Origin of the sequence: Dyadobacter soli (genome assembly GCF_900101885.1) — a bacterium.
GTDB classification, from domain to species: Bacteria; Bacteroidota; Bacteroidia; order Cytophagales; family Spirosomataceae; genus Dyadobacter; species Dyadobacter soli.
On sequence record NZ_FNAN01000006.1, the window covers coordinates 81,167 to 95,503 of the forward strand.

The 14,337-nt window shown below is 48.7% G+C and carries 12 protein-coding genes; 7 read left to right on the forward strand and 5 right to left on the reverse strand.

Annotated features, from left to right (window positions below):
* Positions 1 to 95 precede the first annotated feature (95 nt).
* From BLQ88_RS10680 to BLQ88_RS10700, 5 genes are all read left to right on the forward strand, one after another.
* A complete protein-coding gene (locus tag BLQ88_RS10680; protein ID WP_090149100.1) occupies positions 96 to 1,307 on the forward strand; it encodes an NADP-dependent isocitrate dehydrogenase in 1,212 nt (403 codons plus the stop codon).
* A gap of 117 nt (positions 1,308 to 1,424) precedes the next feature.
* Positions 1,425 to 2,669 carry a BamA/TamA family outer membrane protein gene (locus BLQ88_RS10685; RefSeq protein ID WP_090149805.1) on the forward strand — a complete coding sequence of 415 codons (1,245 nt, stop codon included), beginning with the start codon at positions 1,425 to 1,427 and terminating at the stop codon, positions 2,667 to 2,669.
* Positions 2,670 to 2,723: 54 nt separating this feature from the next.
* Positions 2,724 to 3,869 (forward strand): AAA family ATPase, encoded by a 1,146-nt coding sequence (locus BLQ88_RS10690; protein ID WP_090149103.1) that lies wholly within the window; start codon positions 2,724 to 2,726, stop codon positions 3,867 to 3,869.
* Positions 3,866 to 4,498, forward strand: a complete 633-nt coding sequence (locus BLQ88_RS10695) for a DUF3226 domain-containing protein (RefSeq protein ID WP_090149105.1) — start codon at positions 3,866 to 3,868, stop codon at positions 4,496 to 4,498. Before BLQ88_RS10690 ends, BLQ88_RS10695 begins: the two co-directional genes overlap by 4 nt.
* Positions 4,499 to 4,510: 12 nt before the next feature.
* Positions 4,511 to 4,720: a prevent-host-death family protein gene (locus BLQ88_RS10700; protein ID WP_090149108.1), complete on the forward strand. Its 210-nt coding sequence runs from the start codon at positions 4,511 to 4,513 to the stop codon at positions 4,718 to 4,720.
* Between the two features lie 2 nt (positions 4,721 to 4,722).
* Here BLQ88_RS10700 and BLQ88_RS10705 read toward each other — a convergent pair whose 3' ends face one another.
* A complete protein-coding gene (locus BLQ88_RS10705) occupies positions 4,723 to 6,249 on the reverse strand; it encodes an RtcB family protein (protein WP_090149111.1) in 1,527 nt (508 codons plus the stop codon).
* Positions 6,250 to 6,431: 182 nt separating this feature from the next.
* Between BLQ88_RS10705 and BLQ88_RS10710 the strand changes: the two genes are divergently transcribed.
* Positions 6,432 to 7,646, forward strand: a complete 1,215-nt coding sequence (locus BLQ88_RS10710) for a pyridoxal phosphate-dependent aminotransferase (protein WP_090149114.1) — start codon at positions 6,432 to 6,434, stop codon at positions 7,644 to 7,646.
* A gap of 133 nt (positions 7,647 to 7,779) precedes the next feature.
* Entirely contained in the window at positions 7,780 to 8,856 is a 1,077-nt protein-coding gene (locus BLQ88_RS10715) for a ferredoxin--NADP reductase (protein ID WP_090149808.1), read from the forward strand.
* A gap of 38 nt (positions 8,857 to 8,894) precedes the next feature.
* Here BLQ88_RS10715 and BLQ88_RS10720 read toward each other — a convergent pair whose 3' ends face one another.
* From BLQ88_RS10720 to gldG, 4 genes are all read right to left on the reverse strand, one after another.
* Positions 8,895 to 10,802 (reverse strand): M56 family metallopeptidase, encoded by a 1,908-nt coding sequence (locus BLQ88_RS10720; RefSeq protein WP_090149117.1) that lies wholly within the window; start codon positions 10,800 to 10,802, stop codon positions 8,895 to 8,897.
* Positions 10,803 to 10,804: 2 nt separating this feature from the next.
* Complete coding sequence (locus BLQ88_RS10725; RefSeq protein ID WP_090149120.1) at positions 10,805 to 11,179, reverse strand: BlaI/MecI/CopY family transcriptional regulator; 375 nt, start codon at positions 11,177 to 11,179, stop codon at positions 10,805 to 10,807.
* A gap of 194 nt (positions 11,180 to 11,373) precedes the next feature.
* On the reverse strand, positions 11,374 to 12,498 hold the full coding sequence (gene dnaN / locus BLQ88_RS10730; protein WP_090149123.1) for a DNA polymerase III subunit beta: 1,125 nt from the start codon (positions 12,496 to 12,498) through the stop codon (positions 11,374 to 11,376).
* A 109-nt stretch (positions 12,499 to 12,607) separates the two neighbouring features.
* A complete protein-coding gene (gldG, locus tag BLQ88_RS10735) occupies positions 12,608 to 14,260 on the reverse strand; it encodes a gliding motility-associated ABC transporter substrate-binding protein GldG (protein ID WP_090149126.1) in 1,653 nt (550 codons plus the stop codon).
* Positions 14,261 to 14,337: the final 77 nt, after the last annotated feature.

The window sequence follows — 14,337 nt, forward strand, 5'->3', positions numbered from 1 at the left end:
GATTGTAATCGGAGGAAATTTCGCCTTTTTATTCTATTGTTCGTACTTTCACGGTCTGATTTCAAAATCTTTAACTATTGTATAGAATTTAAGACATGAGCAAAATTAAAGTTGACAATCCCGTCGTAGAACTGGATGGCGATGAAATGACCCGCATCATCTGGAAATTTATCAAGGAAAAACTCATCCTGCCTTACATCGACGTAGATATCAAATACTACGATTTGGGCATCGAGTACCGCGACGAGACCAATGACCAGGTTACCATTGATGCTGCCAATGCAATCAGAGAATACGGCGTGGGTATCAAATGTGCAACCATCACTCCTGATGAAGACCGCGTAAAAGAATTCAACCTGAAACAAATGTGGAAATCGCCTAACGGAACCATCCGTAACATCCTCGATGGTACTGTGTTCCGTGAGCCGATCGTAATGCAAAACGTGCCGCGCCTGGTTACCAACTGGACAGCGCCGATTATCGTAGGACGTCACGCATTCGGTGACCAATACCGCGCTACCGACTTTGTAGTACCAGGAAAAGGTAAACTGACCATTAAATTCGAAGGCGAAGACGGACAAGTGATCGAGCACGAAGTGTACCAGTTCAAAGGTGCCGGTGTAGCGATGGGTATGTACAACATCGACGAGTCGATCCGTGGCTTCGCACGCTCATGCTTCAACGTGGCTTTGGACAAAGGATGGCCTCTGTACCTTTCTACCAAAAACACCATCCTTAAAAAATACGACGGCCGCTTCAAGGATATCTTCCAGGAAGTGTACGAAAACGAATACAAAGGAAAAGTACATTACGAGCACCGTCTGATCGACGACATGGTGGCTTCCGCATTGAAATGGGAAGGTAACTTCGTTTGGGCTTGTAAAAACTACGACGGTGACGTTCAGTCGGATACCGTTGCGCAAGGCTTTGGTTCACTGGGTCTTATGACTTCAACATTGGTTACCCCAGACGGCAAAGTAATGGAAGCTGAGGCAGCACACGGAACGGTGACACGTCACTACCGCGAGCACCAGAAAGGTAAGCCAACTTCCACTAACCCAATCGCTTCCATCTTCGCATGGACACGCGGTCTGGCGTTCCGTGGTAAGCTGGACAACAACCAGCCGCTGATCGATTTCGCTAACGCTTTGGAAAAAGTGTGTATCGAAACTGTGGAAGGTGGGCAAATGACAAAAGATTTGGCGATCGGCCTACACGGAAACGATGTGAAACACGGTGAGCACTACCTGTACACAGAAGAGTTCCTGGAAGCTATCGACACCAATTTGAAGGCTGCATTAGCATAATAGCCACATTTAGTGGTACAAAGCCATCGGTTTCGCAAGAAGCCGGTGGCTTTTTTTGTGGCGGGCATTATTTTGATATATATTACTAGGAATGTGCTTAACAAACCCGACCTGCTAATGAAACTTTTCTACATAGGAACCGTGCTCATCATGCTGACCGTGAATGGTTTGCAGGCCGGAAACTATGTTGCATTCCCGCAAGTCGCAGTTCAGGACACCGTTGCCGCCGCGGATTCCGCGCAGAAAGTGATGCAAAAAGACCTGATCGACGTGCTCAGGAAGTGGAAATCGAAGGACAAATCGGATTCCGTGCGTGTTCCGAAGATCAAATCAGGAAAACCGATCTTTTCCCTTGTACCTGCCGGCGGGTATACGCTATCCTCCGGTCTCACCGGCTCGCTCAATGCGAACATCGCATTTTATACCAGCAGTCCCAAAACGACAAACATTTCCAGCATTACCACCAATTTCATTTATACCGAATACAAGCAAATGACGATCCCCGTTCAGGCGAATATCTGGACGCGGAATAATGACTACAATTTCGTGGTCGATTGGCGGTTTTTTAAATATCCGCAGGATACGTACGGCTTGGGTATGGATTCCAAAATCAGGGATGCTACTAATTTGAAATACAAGCATTTGCGGCTGCATCAGACCGTTTTGAAGCGGATAGGAAAATCGTTTTTCGTTGGATTAGGCTTTGCTTACGACAAAAGGTGGCAAATCATGCAAACGGACAAGGAGGAAAAGCTCAATCAGGATGTTAAGGACTATGGCCTGGGCAACAAATCGTCGTCGGTGGGCCCGCTCGTTACCGTCGCCTACGACAGCCGCACCAACTCCATTAACCCTTTAAAAGGATTTTACAGCAACGTTCAGTTCCGCCCGAACATGACCGCGCTCGGCAGCACCAACAACTGGCAATCGGTCGTAATCGATGTGCGCCGCTACTTTAATCTGCCCCACGGCAGCCAAAACACCCTGGCATTCTGGAACTACAATTGGCTTACCATCGGCAAGCCGCCCTACCTTGACCTCCCGGCCACCGGCTGGGACCCAACTAATAATATCGGCCGGGGCTACATCCAGGGCCGTTTCCGCAGCAACAATCTGCTCTACTTCGAATCAGAATACCGATTCGCATTAACCAAAAACGGCCTTTTCGGCGGCGTACTCTTCGCCAATGCGCAGAGCGTTTCCGACTGGCCCTCGAAAAGCTTCCGAAAAATCGCCCCTGCGGGGGGCTTAGGCATCCGCATTAAAGTGAATAAGACCTCGGGCGCGAACATTGCCATTGACTATGGGTTTGGAATGGATGGGTCAAGGGGTTTGTTTGTGAATTTGGGGGAGGTGTTTTGACGGGTTGACGATGAGCCCAAAGTGCATTATATTTGAGAGCTTTACATCGAGAAAATGCTCAAATCCATTGAAATTAAGAACTTCCGGAATCTCAGGCACGTCAGCATTGAGCGGCTGGGTCGTGTCAATTTGATTATTGGTAGGAATAATACGGGCAAGACAAGTTTTTTGGAGAGCCTACGTGTTCTTTTACAAAGTGGATTTGATAATACTGTGGAAAAGATCCTGATAGCTCGGCAGGAACGGTATAAGAGTTTCCGGGAACTTTCAATTCAAATTGAGGAATTAGCTGGTCTTTTTTACGGACGAGAAGGCGGATTTAGCGAGGAAGAAAAGATTGAGATTCTGGCAGAAACTGAAAACACTTTATTACCAATTGGATTTGGGCTTCGTTTTGTGAGATATCGAGAGCAACACGTTGATTTCGGAGACACCGACGTCCCTGAAATTTTTGCCAACCTGATCACCAAGGCATACAAAATGAAAGTGGAAGCGCCGGTTCAGTCCAGTGACGGAAGAATCGGTCTTGAAATAACCACTGATCAGGACAAATACATTCGTTCGTTACACGAGAACGATGTGTTGGATGCAATTGCGTTGAACTGGCTGTCGGGCCGCCGAACTGATGCTTGTAATTTTATATCCGCGGTAAATGCCGTTGATGATAGTGATCTGGACATCTGGTGGGCAAAAATTGCATTGACGGAAGGAGAAGATATTGCAGTAAGTGCCTTGCAGGCGGTAGAGCCCGGAGTCGAAAGAATATCTCAAATAAAAGAATTGCAGGACGATGACACCCGATTTGTTGTCCGGCTCAACGGCCATCGGAAGCCAGTACCGTTGAGATCAATGGGAGATGGCATAAACCGCATATTAACATTGGTACTTGCCATGATTAGTAGTTCAGGCGGATACCTTTTGATAGACGAATTTGAAAATGGCCTACATTACTCTGTCCAACAAGATCTTTGGAAGATTATTTTTCAGTTGGCCGAAAAGTTAAACATACAAGTATTTGCCACCACCCACAGTAGTGATACTATTGGTGCTTTTGAAAGTATAGTAAATAAAGACGTATCCAATCCACTCAGCGGACTTCTAATAAAGCTTGAAAACATCGATGATAATATCGAATCACTTGTTTTCGAGCCGGACGAGTTAAAAGTCATAAAAGATAATCACATTGAAGTCCGCAGATGAGCTATCAAAAATCCCAAAGCAAAGCTTCCCATCTTTTGGTAGAGGGAAGGGATGATCTTCATGTCGTAAACGCTATTTGCAGCCGCTATCAACTACCTGGATCCTTCGAGATAATATCTTGTGAAGGAATAAATAACCTACTTAATCAAATTCCAATCTTGATTAAATTGAAGGAGCGACGGTTGGGCATTCTGCTGGATGCAGATGTTGATTTGGGCAAGCGATGGCAGCAATTGGAAAATCTGCTATTGCCTCTCGGATACAACATTCCATCCAATCCCGATTCCAAGGGCACCATCATTCATTCATCTGCTAATTCTTGTATCGTTGGTATTTGGCTTATGCCGGATAATCGTGCTTCTGGAATGATCGAAGATTTCGTACGGCTCCTGATTCCACGCGAGGATTTGCTATTGCCTTACGCAGAGAAGGTTCTGTCAAATATCGGAACCGCGGATGTTTCGAAGTTTAGAGCCGCTCATCGTTCGAAGGCTTTAATACATACTTGGCTAGCTTGGCAGGAAATACCAGGAGTGCCAATGGGACAGGCGATTACAAAGTCTTATCTAGATTACAATCAAGATTTGTGTCTCTGTTTTGTCAATTGGCTTAACACGTTGTTTAATTGACTCTTAGATTTCATGATACTAAACGCACAAATAATAGAGGAGAACGGAAAGCCTAAATTCGCCCTTTTGCCTATTGGCGAGTACGAGGCGCTGTTAAGTGAATTGTCAGAATTTGATAGTCTCGAAGATCTTTCAGATTATTTAATTGCCGTAAAGGCCAAAGCAGAAAACCAGACTTGGCACAGCCTGGAAGAGGTTAAGAAGCAACTGGGAATCGACTAGCTTCAATCCTCCCGCCCTTCCTTCCGATTCGCATCCGCCATCCGTACAATCTTGGGTGAGAACCTGGCCAGTACGTGCACGAGCTCCGACTGCGCCGAAATCACATCTTCAATATTCTTGTAAACCATCGGCGACTCATCTAAATCTCCGCCAATTAGCTGAATACCATTGTCTTGTAAAATCTTATTCATCTGGCTCCGTGTGGTGGTCGTGAACGCTTTCGTGCGTGAGAGCAGGCGGCCGGCACCGTGCGAGGCGGAACTGATCGAGGCGGCATTCGCTTTTCCGCGGATGACGTAGCCGGGCTGGGCCATGGAGCCGGGGATAATGCCGAGTTCGTCGGAGCCGGCGGGGGTGGCGCCTTTGCGGTGGACGATTACTTCGCGGCCGTCGGCTAGTTGCTCTTTCCAAGCGAAATTGTGGTGGTTTTCGATGATTTTCAATGGCTTCTCGCCCAGCGATTTGGCCATTTTGTTGTGGATTTCGTGGTGGTTGGCTGAGGCGTAGTCGCCCGCGAGGTTCATCGCGATCCAGTATTCCTGGCCTTCTTCGGTGTTCAGGTCGAGCCAAGCGAGGTGGGCGGCTTGTTTGGGCAGCACCGTTTTTTGCATGGCTAACTTGGAATAATAATTGGCCACATTGCCGCCGAAACCCCGGGAGCCGGAATGCGAGAGCAAAGAGAGATATTCGCCTTTGGGTAAATTCAAAAGCGGATCGTTTTCGAATACTTCTACAATGCCCCACTCTACGAAATGGTTGCCGGTACCCGACGTGCCAAGCTGCCGGTAAGCTTTGTCCTTCAATGAGCGAATGGTCTTGGTGGCTTCCCATTCGGCCTGATCCATAATGCTCTCATCGTATTTACGCGCCGTTTCGCCGCCCATTCCGAATTTGGTATTTTCGGTAAGGATCTTTTTGAGGAAATGCGGCTCGCGTTTGAGGTAGTCGGTGGGAATGTCGAAAACGGACATACACATGCGGCAGGCAATATCGACGCCTACGGCATAGGGGATCACTTTGTCGGCTTCTGTGGCGAGTACGCCGCCGATAGGTAATCCATAACCTTGGTGTGCATCGGGCATTAATGCGCCAGCGACCGATATGGGTAAGCTAACGGCGGTTTCCATTTGTGCTAATGCGCCTTCTTCGATGTGCTCCTTGCCGAAAACGGCGTAATGCAGGTTGTCCTCGCGGAGGTTGAATGCAGTCTTCTTTTGAGGCTCTTTTTCTTCCAGCGTAAGCACGGCTTCTTCATTATAGATGAGCTCCTTGCCCGCATCGGTCAGCGGAATTTCTGTTCCGGCTTTTTTTAGGTCAAAAACGGTTTTGGCGAGGTTAGTGACCTTATTTTTCGAATAAGCGTACTTTTTCGGGTCGTTCAGCATCTTGACAAGCATGAGAAGCACCTTTTCTTTTGGGTATTTCGCACGTTCGTGCAGTCCATTCGCCACGCGGAGGAATGCGGCATGCAGGCTTTCAGGCACATTGGCCAGATAGTTGATTTCTTCAATAGTGATTGGTGTGTCCATAAACAAATATCGTTGAATGTGCCGCCATTTCAAGCAGACAGGCTTTGCCGCCTGCTAAATCGCGCGAAGCCATTAAATCTTTCTTGACATAATACAATGCAACTGTTAAAAAACCCGTACCTTTGCGGGCAATTTGTTGATACAGTTCGCAGTACCTTCTTTAACTTAATTAAAACGTTGCAATGTCCGCAGTAGCAGAGCAAATCCGGTTGGCCGACCGCATCAACGCCCTCGAAGAATCTTCGACGCTGGCGATGACCAAAATGGCCCGTGAACTGGCCGCACAAGGCCATAAAGTGATCAGTCTGAGCGTTGGAGAGCCAGACTTCAAGACGCCCGCACACATTTGCGAGGCCGCTAAAAAGGCCATCGACGATGGTTTTCATGGTTACTCACCCGTAGCAGGTTACCCTGATCTGCGAAAGGCCATTGCTGATAAGTTAAAGCGCGACAATAATATAGATTGGAATCCCGAAAATATCGTGGTTTCGACCGGTGCCAAGCATTCACTCGCGAACGTGATCCAGGTTCTGGTAAACCCGGGTGATGAGGTGGCGATTTTCGCACCTTACTGGGTGAGCTACTCTGAAATGGTGAAACTCGCCGAAGGAAAATCGGTGATCATCGATGGTGCATTTGAAAACGATTTCAAAGTAACTGCCGCGCAGCTGGAAGCAGCGATCACGCCACGTACGAAAGTGGTGATGTACGCTTCGCCTAACAACCCGACAGGCGCTGTTTATTCAGAAAAAGAATTGCGTGAGATCGCGGCTGTACTTGAAAAACACGAAGGTGTATACGTGCTGGCCGACGAAATCTATGAATACATCAACTTCACCGAGGAAGGCCATTTCAGCATCGGTTCTATCCCTGCATTGAAAGACCGCGTGATCACTGTGAACGGTGTGGCGAAAGGTTACGCCATGACAGGCTGGCGGATCGGCTTCATCGCTGCGGCCAAATGGATCGCCGATGGCGTTGAAAAACTGCAAGGCCAGGTTACTTCCGGAACGAACTCTATCGCGCAGAAAGCGGCTACGGCTGCATTCAACGGCCCGAAAGAGCCTTCTATCGAAATGGCGAAGGCATACCACCGCCGCCGTGACCTGGTGGTAGGTTTGTTGAAAAACATCGAGGGTTTCAAAGTGAATGTACCGCAAGGCGCATTCTACGCATTCCCGGATGTGAGCTACTATTTCGGCAAATCGGATGGTGAAACGACGATCAAAGATTCCGACGATTTCGCTAACTGGCTTTTGAACAAATCTTACGTTTCGACCGTAGCAGGTTCAGGTTTCGGTGCGCCAAATTGCATCCGTATCTCAACCGCCGCTGCCGACGAAGCATTGGAAGAAGCGGTAAAACGTATCAAAGACGCCGTGGCGACTTTGAAATAACATCAAAATGAAATCATAAAAGCCTCATGGGTGTTACCTGTGAGGCTTTTGTGTTGTAAGCCGAAGGGATTTCTTCAATAAAGTGGCATTATGCGGGTCTGACCATGGACCGCCGACCGCCGACCATGTGATAATGAGCAAATACTATTTTTTGAAAGTTAAAGAGGTTGAGCAGGAAACCGCGGAGGCTGCTACCATCCATTTCTGGCACCCGATCAATGAAGTAGTTCAGTACCGGCCGGGGCAGTTCCTGACTTTGCTGCTACCTTTTGAAGACAAGAAAATCAGAAGGTCGTACTCGATGTCGAGCTCGCCCTATACCGATGTTTCGCTTGCGATTACCATTAAACGCGTGCCCGGCGGCTACGCTTCGAACTTGCTGCTGGACACGATCAAGGAGGGCGATGTGCTGGAAGCATTGGAACCAATGGGCCATTTCTTCCCTAAACAGGCCGATGACCAGACGCGTCAGGTTGTATTTATCGGTGCCGGAAGCGGCATTACGCCATTGTTTTCAATTTTGAAATCGGTGCTGATGGTGGAACCGGAAAGCGAGGTTTTCCTGATTTACGGAAGCCGGCGCGAGGATAGCATTATTTTCAAGGATAAAATTGCAACCCTGGAAGCCAAATATGGCAAGCGATTCACTATTGTGCATTCATTAAGCCAGCCAGGAGAAGGTTGGGAAGGCGAAACTGGCCGTTTGAATAAGAGTCATGTCCTTAAAATCATTGAAAAGCTTCCGTCGCTAAACAAAAAAGAAGCAGAATACTTCCTGTGCGGGCCCGACGACATGATGGAAGAATCGCACCGCGCGCTTTCGATCCTGGCCGTGCCGGAGGACAAAATCCGGAAAGAGAGCTTTGTTACCGCAACGTCTGCCAAACCCGGAGAGGTAACGTTAGAGCCGGAAGCAGAAGACGACGATTCGCCCAAAACACGCGAAATCACGCTGTTTTACGAAGGAACAGAATACAAACTGCCTGTAAAGCCCCACGAGACCGTGCTCGAAGCGGCATTGAATATGGATATCGACCTGCCTTACTCGTGTCAGGCGGGCATGTGTACGGCTTGTATGGGCCGGTGCACGTCCGGAAAAGTACAAATGGATGAGGAGGACGCGCTTTCGCAGGCCGAGATCAGTGAAGGTTTTATCCTTACCTGCGTGACGCACCCGATGAGCGACGATGTGGTGATTGAAGTGGAATAAATGAAAATGGCAGCGATTCAGTCGCTGCCATTTTCATTTCAATTTTTTGCCGGGTCCTTTTTGGGTGGAAGGGGCGGTTTGGGTGCAGGTGCCGGTTTCGCGGGGAGAGCGGGAGCTACTTTCGCTGGTGCCGCTGCCGGAGCGGGTAGGGGAGGAGGCGGGGCTCCTGCACGACGCATGCGTCCGCTACGTGCAACCCTCGGCGCACGCGGAGGCTCTTCAAGATCACGTATTTTCCGGTAGTTAAATGTTTCCAGCCCGATGTTCTTACCGAGTTCGCTGATCTTGAAATTGACCTCTTCGATCTCTCTCTGAATTTTTTGCTCGGGTACATCCGCTTTGAAAGCCTCTTTGGTCGTATTGGAAATCTGATTGTTAAGATCTGAAATGACCTGTTCCTGTGCTTTGATCTGCTGCTCAAAATCTGCTAAATGCTTGTCGAGTTCCGCATCGCTGAGCTTGCTTTCCTTGGAATCCTGGTTGAAAATGACAGACCTTTTTTCCATCAAATCCGATCTTAACTCCTCGGCGCGGCGTTTTTTCCACTCGATTTTCTCTATTTCACGATCAAATCGTTCGGATTCAAACCGGTACTTTTCCCGTTCGAGATGCAGTTCCTGCAATCTGGCATGATAGGGTTTCAATTCCTCATGCATTGCCCGGATCTTCTGGTTGATTTCCCACATTTTTTTGTCGAGCGTATCATTGCCTGAATACTCGAACTCCGCTTCGGGCGCATCGATATGAACATCGGCGTAAGCGAATTCCGGCTCGATGTTTTCAAGAACGGCTTCTTCAATGGCTACTTCGGCGATTTCTTCCATTTCATGCTCCTTGCGGTATTCTATTTTTACCGGCTTCCGTTTCTTAATCGCCATGTTTTTGGACGCCTTCCGTTCTTTGTCCTTCTCCACTTTCTGCGCCACCGCATAAGCCGAAATGCCGATTACCAATCCGATCGCGAAGATCATGGCAGGAAGGCTCGAAAATGTACGGACGGGTTTTGGATTTAAACCTAAAACACGTTGAACACGGTGCAGCAATAATGGTTTTTTAGAAGCAAATGCCATTGCCAATCCGGGTGTCGCCTGCCATTCGGCTACTTTCACGAGGGCGTGGGCGAGGGACATTTTATCACCGCAAACGGCCAGCGCAATGTCGTCGCAGCAATGCTCGCGTTCGGCACGTACTTTTTCGGAGAGCCACCAGATCGCCGGATGAAAGAAAAAGATCACTTCCACGAACGATTGCAGCATATTAATAAGGTAATCGTTCCTTCGTATGTGCGCGAGCTCGTGGGCGAGGATTGCCTCGACTTGTGCTGTGGAGAACCCGGACAGCAAGCCGATCGGGATCAGTACCACCGGGCTGAATGTGCCTATCACCATAGGTGTGAGCACTTTGGCCGTTTCGCGGAATTCGACGGATTTGGAAATATTCATTTTGGCGATGATCACGCCGAATCTCGCGCGCCATTCCTTGTCCATGACGATTTTGGCATTGAGTCGGAGTCTTTCCGTGAAAATCCAGCCGCCTGCGAAACGCAACAGGAGAATGCCCGAGCCGATGAGCCAGCAAATGACGAGCTCGTGTAAGTGGGCGGTCAGCCACATTTGTACTTTAAACGAAATGGGCAGATCCCGGGAGACTTCCGCCCAGGTGCGGGATGCGGATAATGCGGTGTAGCGCGCCAATGTCTTTGCATTGGAAACCGCGCTGGTGGTTTTAGGATAGTAGTAAATGAATGTTCCGACAGAGGCGATCACCTGTGCGAAAAGGAAGCCAACACCCGCAAGATAGCGTGTATTGGCTGTTTTTTTTCTCAAAAAATAGAAGGCGGCAACAGCGACCAGCATCAGCAGTGTTCCCTGCCAGATGGAGTGGATGAGTGTCCAGCCAAATGCGGAAACGGCCGGACCAGGTAACAGATTTGAGAAGAATTTCATGGCTAACGATTGTTTTCCAGGTCATTTAATAACTCGCGAATTTCATCCAGTTCTTCCTTGGAGGTAGTATGATTCCCCAGCGCCTGCATGACCATCTGGGCGGCAGAGCCCTGAAAAAGGGTTTCAACCATTTTACCTACCAGATTCTGCTGCGTCTCCTCTTTGCCGAGAAGCGCCACGTAAATGTGCGATCGTCCTTGTTCCGTGCGGTAGAGCAGCCCTTTGTCATGCATGATCTGCATGAGTTTCAAGGTGGTGGTGTAGCCAACGTCCTTGGTTTCGGAAAGGGCATCGTGCACGGCCCGGACGGTACTAGGGCCTGCCTGCCAGAGGTAGTTCAGGATTTCCAGTTCGGATTCGGTGGGCTTGATATACATGATGTTATTTAATTACGATAATCTTCGTACCAAATGTCTACGAAAAAAATCGTACTTGCAAGCGTTTACTACGATTTTTTTCGTAATAAGACTTTGAGAGTATTAAGTTATTGTTTTTGAATGAATTATGAAATAAAAAAGTCCGGCCATGAGACCGGGCTTGAAATATTTAAAGGCTTGTATTGACCTGTATCCTAAACGTAAGTGTTCAGCATTACCGGCATTACCAGCATCAGGATGTCTTCGTTTTCCTCCTGATCTACCGGAATAATGAGTCCAGCGCGGTTAGGAGCGGAAAGTTCGAAGGTGATGGTTTTGCTGGAAAGGTTACCCAATACTTCGATCAGAAATTTCGCATTGAAACCGATCTCCATATCGTCGCCATTGTATTCACACATCAGGCGTTCGTTGGCTTCGTTCGAATAGTCGAGATCTTCCGCGGAGATTACCAGGTCGTTCAGCGCCATTTTCATGCGTACCTGGTGTGTCGTCCGGTTGGAATAGATCGAAATACGTCTCAATGAACTGAGGATTTCCAGGCGGCTGATAGTAAGCGTGTTCGGGTTATTGGTCGGGATCGCGTTTTCGTAATCCGGGAAACGCTCGTCGATCAACCGGCAGATCATGCGGATGTTACCGAAGCTGAAAAATGCATTGGAGGACGTGAATTCCGCTTTAACGGGCACATCATCGGACGGCAGACAGCTTTTCAGCAGGTTCAATGCTTTCCGTTGGATAATCATCGAAGTATCGATGTCCGATTTGATGTCGGTACGGCGGTAGCGCACGAGGCGGTGACCGTCGGTAGCCACAAAAGTTGCGCTTTCAGCCCCCATTTGCACGAAAACCCCCGTCATAGCCGGGCGAAGATCGTCGGTACTTGTGGCAAACAATGTGTTTGAAATAGCCGATCCTAATGCTACGGAAGAGAAATCCACGGATTGACCGCGGTTCACAACCGGCGTTTTCGGGAAATCGATCGGGTTTTCGCCCGACAGTTTGTAACGGCCGTTATCCGAGATAATTTCGGTACCAAATGTTTCGGCATTCACCTGCAAGGTAATCGGTTGCTCGGGCAGGCCGCGAAGGGTGTCGAGCAGCAATTTTGCGGGAATGGCAATAGCTCCTTTTTCGGATGATTCCACTTCAATTTCCGTAATCATTACGGTTTGAAGATCGGATGCAGTCACGGTCAGTGAATTTCCTTCTAGTGTAAGGAGGAAATTTTCAAGGATAGGCACAATTGGGTTCGTTGAAACGACACCGTTTATAGCAGACAGCTGTTTGAGTAGAACTGATGACGAAACGACAAACTTCATAATTCGTGACGTAAGTGTTTAGTTGATAGATTTATATGCGGAAGATTCCGGAAAAACTTTTTTGTAGGGAACAAAAGTATAAAAAATTACGAAAGTGCCAGCCGGGTTGTCACCCAAATTTTCGGATTCTGAGATAATATCTGAGTGCCCCGAAGATTCCAATTAGTGCGACCGGAAGCAGCAAATTGAGCGCCTGCCAGAATTTCCGGCTCTCCTGAATCTGGATTTTATCCAAAGCCCGGATGGCGATTTGCTTACCGCGTGCATTGATCAAACCATTGGCGTCGGTCATATAATCCAGAGCGTGGAGCACGAAATCCTTGTTGCCGTAGGTTTGCTTCGTCACGCGGTCGTAACCGAGCGGCAGGGGAGCATTCCTTTTATAATCATAATCGTTCACGATGAGGTCGCCGTCGGAGCAAATAATCACCTTTCCCGTATTACCGCTAGCCTTGAACTTCGCCGCCCGCGGATCACCGGGCAGAATACGGTTTTGAAAGAGCGATGTGAATGATCCTTCGAGCAACACGCCCGCCAGTTTAATACCCGACCGGTACTCCGACGGCTCCGGGTCCTTGCGCGCCTCGTTGTAACCCACGAGCGCAGGTGCATTCACGAGCTGCGTATAAGGCGAGGTCATCAGCAAAGGAGTCTTGGCAATGGTGTTTGCACCTCCCACGGTGTCGATCGAACTTAGAAATCTGGTGTAAACCGCATTCAGGTTGCGGGTTACCTTATGTTGACCGAAATTATTCAGCAGCGGAAAGAAGCGCCACGGCATCGGCCGGATATCCGGGTTATCGCCTACATTACCTACATTCAGCAGGATTTGGGCGCAGTTCATGTCTTTGACGAGATTGGTATTCAACCGGATACCCCATTTAAAGAACAAATCACCCAGGTTCAGATCCAGCGGCTGGGCATAGTTACCGTCCAGACTAACGCTATCGACGCGTGCTCCGTCCACGAAAAAAAGCGCTTTTCCACCCCCCACGACATATTGGTCCAGCTTATACTTCTCTTCGTCCGAAAATGCGCTATCGGGTTTCATGACGATCAATGCGTCAAGACCTTCGTACGATTCGGGGTTGTTCATATCCAGAAACACGTCGTAGCTCTGCTGGATCGTGGCAATCATATCGCTCAAACGGGCGGGGGGGATTTTCGTATGGCTAACTACAAATCCCACTTTTTTACGCTCCGGATTCGCTAGCACGCGTATCGCGGAGGCCAGTTCAAATTCGACGCCTTCGTAGGATTGGTTCAGCTGTTCTTCCGGCGTGCCCGCTTTATTACCTTTTAATAACTGAACTGGTACGGAAAGCGTGTCGGCCTGCACAATCACGCCCGGAAAAATGATCTTTTCGGTACGCTTGCCGTCTTCGTTCGCGAATACATTCGTAGGATTCAGTCCGCGGTCGATCAGGCTCATGTATTGCTTCTGGCGCTGCTCTTCGCTCGTGGCGGCGGAAGGGTCGGAGTAGTTGACGATCAGGTGCCCGTTGGCGTAGGTTTGGAATTCCTCCAATGTCTCCCGCGTGGCGCTTTCGAGGCGTTCGAAGCCTGCGGGGAAGTCGCCCGAGAGGTATACATTCACGATCACATCCTTTTCCAGGCTGGTCAGAAGCGTTTTGGTGGCATCGGAAATGCTGTACCGTTTATCCTCGGTAAGATCCCACCTGAAAAAAAACGACGAAGCCAGCCAGTTGATCCCGGCGAGGACAACCACGAGCAGTACAAACCGGGTAAGATTTCTTTTCATTCGCACAAAGGCTGATTTCTAAACGAAAAATGGACGATTCAGACGAACCGTCCATTCCTGCAAAAATATAAAAAACC

Coding starts and splice junctions, on each gene's coding strand:
- BLQ88_RS10680 (WP_090149100.1), top strand. CDS start 96: ATGAGCAAAATTAAAGTTGACAATCCCGTCGTAGAACTGGATGGCGAT.
- BLQ88_RS10685 (WP_090149805.1), top strand. CDS start 1,425: ATGAAACTTTTCTACATAGGAACCGTGCTCATCATGCTGACCGTGAAT.
- BLQ88_RS10690 (WP_090149103.1), top strand. CDS start 2,724: ATGCTCAAATCCATTGAAATTAAGAACTTCCGGAATCTCAGGCACGTC.
- BLQ88_RS10695 (WP_090149105.1), top strand. CDS start 3,866: ATGAGCTATCAAAAATCCCAAAGCAAAGCTTCCCATCTTTTGGTAGAG.
- BLQ88_RS10700 (WP_090149108.1), top strand. CDS start 4,511: ATGATACTAAACGCACAAATAATAGAGGAGAACGGAAAGCCTAAATTC.
- BLQ88_RS10705 (WP_090149111.1), bottom strand. CDS start 6,249: ATGGACACACCAATCACTATTGAAGAAATCAACTATCTGGCCAATGTG.
- BLQ88_RS10710 (WP_090149114.1), top strand. CDS start 6,432: ATGTCCGCAGTAGCAGAGCAAATCCGGTTGGCCGACCGCATCAACGCC.
- BLQ88_RS10715 (WP_090149808.1), top strand. CDS start 7,780: ATGAGCAAATACTATTTTTTGAAAGTTAAAGAGGTTGAGCAGGAAACC.
- BLQ88_RS10720 (WP_090149117.1), bottom strand. CDS start 10,802: ATGAAATTCTTCTCAAATCTGTTACCTGGTCCGGCCGTTTCCGCATTT.
- BLQ88_RS10725 (WP_090149120.1), bottom strand. CDS start 11,179: ATGTATATCAAGCCCACCGAATCCGAACTGGAAATCCTGAACTACCTC.
- dnaN (WP_090149123.1), bottom strand. CDS start 12,498: ATGAAGTTTGTCGTTTCGTCATCAGTTCTACTCAAACAGCTGTCTGCT.
- gldG (WP_090149126.1), bottom strand. CDS start 14,260: ATGAAAAGAAATCTTACCCGGTTTGTACTGCTCGTGGTTGTCCTCGCC.